General features: G+C 67.3%; 6 protein-coding genes. 3 read left to right on the forward strand and 3 right to left on the reverse strand.

Going from position 1 to position 3748, the window contains the following annotated elements:
* Positions 1-56: 56 nt before the first annotated feature.
* Positions 57-464, reverse strand: a complete 408-nt coding sequence (locus ACH107_RS30885; RefSeq protein ID WP_412509504.1) for a hypothetical protein — start codon at positions 462-464, stop codon at positions 57-59.
* A gap of 9 nt (positions 465-473) precedes the next feature.
* A complete protein-coding gene (locus ACH107_RS30890) occupies positions 474-1676 on the reverse strand; it encodes a pyridoxal phosphate-dependent aminotransferase (protein WP_412509505.1) in 1203 nt (400 codons plus the stop codon).
* Between the two features lie 87 nt (positions 1677-1763).
* On the opposite strand from ACH107_RS30890, the gene ACH107_RS30895 reads away from it, so the two are divergent.
* The 3 genes from ACH107_RS30895 (at position 1764) to ACH107_RS30905 (ending at position 3025) form a co-directional block, all read left to right on the forward strand.
* Positions 1764-2165: a helix-turn-helix domain-containing protein gene (locus ACH107_RS30895; protein WP_412509506.1), complete on the forward strand. Its 402-nt coding sequence runs from the start codon at positions 1764-1766 to the stop codon at positions 2163-2165.
* The gene (locus tag ACH107_RS30900; protein ID WP_412509507.1) at positions 2162-2425 is read left to right on the forward strand and encodes a succinate dehydrogenase assembly factor 2; all 264 of its coding nucleotides are present in this window, start codon (positions 2162-2164) and stop codon (positions 2423-2425) included. The genes ACH107_RS30895 and ACH107_RS30900 overlap by 4 nt, the downstream gene beginning before the upstream one ends.
* Positions 2426-2515: 90 nt before the next feature.
* Positions 2516-3025 carry a MarR family winged helix-turn-helix transcriptional regulator gene (locus ACH107_RS30905; RefSeq protein WP_412509508.1) on the forward strand — a complete coding sequence of 170 codons (510 nt, stop codon included), beginning with the start codon at positions 2516-2518 and terminating at the stop codon, positions 3023-3025.
* Here the strand turns inward: ACH107_RS30905 and ACH107_RS30910 are convergent.
* Positions 3019-3748 (reverse strand): DUF1194 domain-containing protein (locus ACH107_RS30910; protein WP_412509509.1); only part of this gene is annotated, 730 nt, incomplete at its 5' end. The genes ACH107_RS30905 and ACH107_RS30910 overlap by 7 nt on opposite strands.

Genomic DNA, 3748 nt, shown 5'->3' on the forward strand with positions numbered 1-3748 from the left:
ACCGCGACCGAGACAAGCCCGCGCGCGCCGCGGGCGCGCCCCGCCGGATGCGCGGGTCAGTCCCCCCCGAGCAGACGGTCCGCCTTCTTGCGCACCAGCACGCTGCGCAGGTCGTGCATCGCCAGCAGCAGCGCGTCGGTGACTTCCTCCAGCTGGGCGTCGGTGGCCCGCGACTGGGCCCAGTGGGTCGTCAGGTTCAGGTGGTCCACGGCGCGGTGGATGTCGTCGATGTCCCGCGCGGCCAGCACCGCGGCGCGTTCCTCCATCCAGTCGCGGATCACCGCCAGGTCGGCCTCGCTCAGCTCCCGGTCGCCGTGGGGCTTGATCTGGCCGTTGCGGATGTTGACCACGGCGATCTGGTCCATCTCGATGCGCCGCTGGCGGTTCCCGGTATCCACGCGGAACACGAACGCACCGTTCTCGCGAACCCTGAAATAATACTCGGGCAGGTCACCATCGCTCATCCCGGTCCCTCATGCCAGTGCCGCGCAGAACGCCTGTATCCGTCCGCACGCGTCTTCCAGCGCGGCGTCGGACGTAGCGTAGCTGACCCGGAAGTTCGGCGAAAGCCCGAAGGCCGCGCCGAAGACGACGGCGACGCCCGTTTCCTCCAGCAGCGCGGTGGCGAAGGCCTCGTCGCTGTCGATCAGACGGCCGCCTTTCGAGGTCCGCCCGATCACCCCGGCGATGGACGGGTAGACATAGAACGCGCCGTCCGGGGTCGGGCAGTCGACGCCCTCGATCCCGTTCAGCATCCGCACCACCATGTCGCGGCGGCGCCTGAACACGGCGTTGTTCTCGGCGATGAAATGCTGCGGCCCCGTCAGCGCCTCGAGCGCGGCCCACTGGCTGATCGTGCAGGGGTTCGAGGTGGATTGCGACTGGATCTTGCGCATCCCGCCGATCAGCACCTCCGGGCCGGCCGCGTAACCGATCCGCCAGCCGGTCATCGCGTAGGCCTTGCTGACGCCGTTGCAGGTCAGCGTGCGGTCCGCCAGCGCGGGCTCGACCTGCGCGGGCGTGCAGAATGCGAACCCGTCATAGGCAAGGTGTTCGTACATGTCGTCGGTCAACACCCAGACATGGGGATGGCGCAACAGGACGTCGGTCAGCGCCTTCAATTCGTCCCATGAATAGCCCGCGCCGGTCGGGTTGCTGGGCGAATTGAAGATGACCCACCGCGTGCGCGGGGTAATGGCCGCCTCCAGCGCCTCGGGCGTCAGCTTGAAACCGGTCTCGATGCCGGCCGGCGCGATCACCGGCTCGCCGCCGGCCAGCAGCACCATGTCGGGGTAGCTCACCCAGTAGGGGGCCGGGATCACCACCTCGTCGCCGGGGTTCAGGGTGGCCATCAGCGCGTTGTACAGGATCTGCTTGCCGCCGGTGCCCACGCTGACCTGCGCGGGCGTGTAATCCAGCCCGTTATCGCGCTTGAACTTGGCGCAGACGGCCTCCTTCAGCTCCATGATCCCGTCGGCGGCGGTATAGCGTGTCTTGCCCTGTTCGATGGCGCGGATCCCGGCGGCGCGGATGTTTTCCGGCGTGTCGAAATCCGGCTCCCCGGCGCCGAGGCTTATCACGTCGCGGCCGGCCGCCGTCAGTTCCTGCGCCAGCGCCGAGACAGCCATCGTGGGCGAGGGTTTCACGCGCGAAAGTGTCGCGGACAATGGATTCATGTCGCCTCCGAGTGGAATGAGCTTGCGCGATGTCTTAGAATGCGCACAGAATTCGTTCAAGCGCGAAGACCCGAAAGGAAGGACACCATGAATTCGCCGACCCGCGACAGTTGGTACGACCCCGAATCCACCACCTTCGGTGACCGCGTGGCAGGGGCGCGCGAACAGGCCGGCATGAGCCAGGCCGAGCTGGCCAAGCGCCTCGGCGTCAAGGTCAAGACGCTCAAGGGATGGGAAAACGACCTGTCCGAGCCGCGCGCCAACAAGCTCTCGATGATGGCCGGGCTGCTGAACGTGTCCCTGCTGTGGCTGCTCAGCGGCGAGGGCGAGGGCCCCGGCGGCCCCGACGAGGGGGAGCTGTCGCCGCATGTCAACGAGATGCTGACCGAGATCCGTGACATCCGCGCCCAGTTGTCGCGTACCACCGAAAGGCTGGGCCTGCTCGAAAAGAACCTGCGCACCCAGCTCAAGGAAGAAGCGGTCGAGTGAGCGAGACACACGACATCAGGCTCAAGCGGCTGCGGATGCGCTCGATGCGGCGCGGGATCAAGGAAATGGACATCATCCTTGCCCGCTACGCCGACGCGCGGCTGGCCGCCCTCGCGCCGGCGCAGGTTGACCGGTACGAAGCGTTGCTGTCCGAGAACGATCAGGACCTTTACCAGTGGGTCAGCGGGCAGGCCGCCCCGCCGGCCCGGTTCGCTGATCTCGTGGCCGATATCGCCCGGACCGCCTGCAACGCGAATTGAGTCGCATTTTACGGGCCCGTCAGGGGTTTACCGAATATTCGGCAATTTCGCACAAATTCCGTCAACGCGCAGCATTGCACGGAGACGGACATGACCATGCATCCCCCTTCTTCGCCCGGGGCCGACCCGACAGGCCGGCCCGAGTTCATGGCGGGGTACCTTGACGCCCTGGCGCTGGTGGAACGCCTGCACCGATTGTTGCTGGACGTCATAAAGGACGAATTCGAACGGCTCGGCGTGCTTGAGATCAACGCCGTGCAGGCGCTGTTGCTGTTCAATATCGGCGATAACGAGGTCACCGCGGGTGAGCTCAAGACCCGCGGCTATTACCAGGGCAGCAATGTCAGCTACAACCTCAAGAAGCTGGTCGAAATGGGCTACATGCACCACCAGCGGTGCGAGATCGACCGCCGCGCGGTCCGCGTCCGCCTGACGGAAAAGGGCCGGGGGATCCGCGACATCGTCGAAAGCCTTTTCGCCCGCCATGCCGACGGGCTGCAGGGCCGCGGCGTTCTTGGCCCCGACGGGATCGACCAGATCACGGGGGCGCTGCGCCGCGTCGAAAGGTACTGGACCGACCAGATCCGCTATATCTACTGACCGGGCGTGGCCCGCGACAGCTGCGCCGGCGCGAGTTCGCGCAGCAGCTTGCGGCGCATCGCGGCGGCGATGTCGGTGAAATCGGCCGCCGTCTCGACAAAGGCGCCAGGCCCCTTGATAACGTGGGCGCGGTAATAACCCGCCATCGTTTTCACGTTGCTCAGGTTCTTCGTCGTGTTGGCGCGCCCCTGCGGCCCGATGACCAACCCGTTGACGGTGATCCCGCCCAGCTCGGCGCGGCCCAGGTCCCGGGGATGAACGCCGACATTGGCCGGCCCGTCGCCCGAGATGTCCAGCGTATGCTGCCAGCAATCTGCCTGTCCCGCCAGCGCCCGCGCCGCGAACAGCATGGCCGGGCCGATGGCCGTGGCCGGATCGTTGCGCGCCGCCGTCCGCCCCCCGTGCAGCGTCTCGGCGATACCGGCAAGCTGATCGGCGCGCGTGATCTCGGTCCAGCGGACCAGCCATGCCTGGTGCCGCGCGCCGCTCCATTCGAATATCGCCAGCCGCACGGGCGCCTGCGGCACCGCGAGGAACGCCGCCGCCACCTCGGGCGCGTTCAGCGCGGCCGCGACGCCGTCCAGTTGCAGCCGGTATTCCGCCGCGTCGACCGATCCCGACACGTCCAACGTCACGGTTGGGTCCGCGCGATTGCAGGCGCTGTTGCGCGAGGCGGGCGAGCCGGCCGAGATCGGATTGATCGACCGCAGCATTCCGTTGGGC

The sequence above is a fragment of the Roseovarius halophilus (ex Wu et al. 2025) genome (genome assembly GCF_047086965.1).

Excerpts from the sequence above, each read along its gene's own strand:
- ACH107_RS30905 (WP_412509508.1), top strand. The coding sequence starts at position 2,516 with ATGACCATGCATCCCCCTTCTTCGCCCGGGGCCGACCCGACAGGCCGG.
- ACH107_RS30895 (WP_412509506.1), top strand. The coding sequence starts at position 1,764 with ATGAATTCGCCGACCCGCGACAGTTGGTACGACCCCGAATCCACCACC.
- ACH107_RS30885 (WP_412509504.1), bottom strand. The coding sequence starts at position 464 with ATGAGCGATGGTGACCTGCCCGAGTATTATTTCAGGGTTCGCGAGAAC.
- ACH107_RS30890 (WP_412509505.1), bottom strand. The coding sequence starts at position 1,676 with ATGAATCCATTGTCCGCGACACTTTCGCGCGTGAAACCCTCGCCCACG.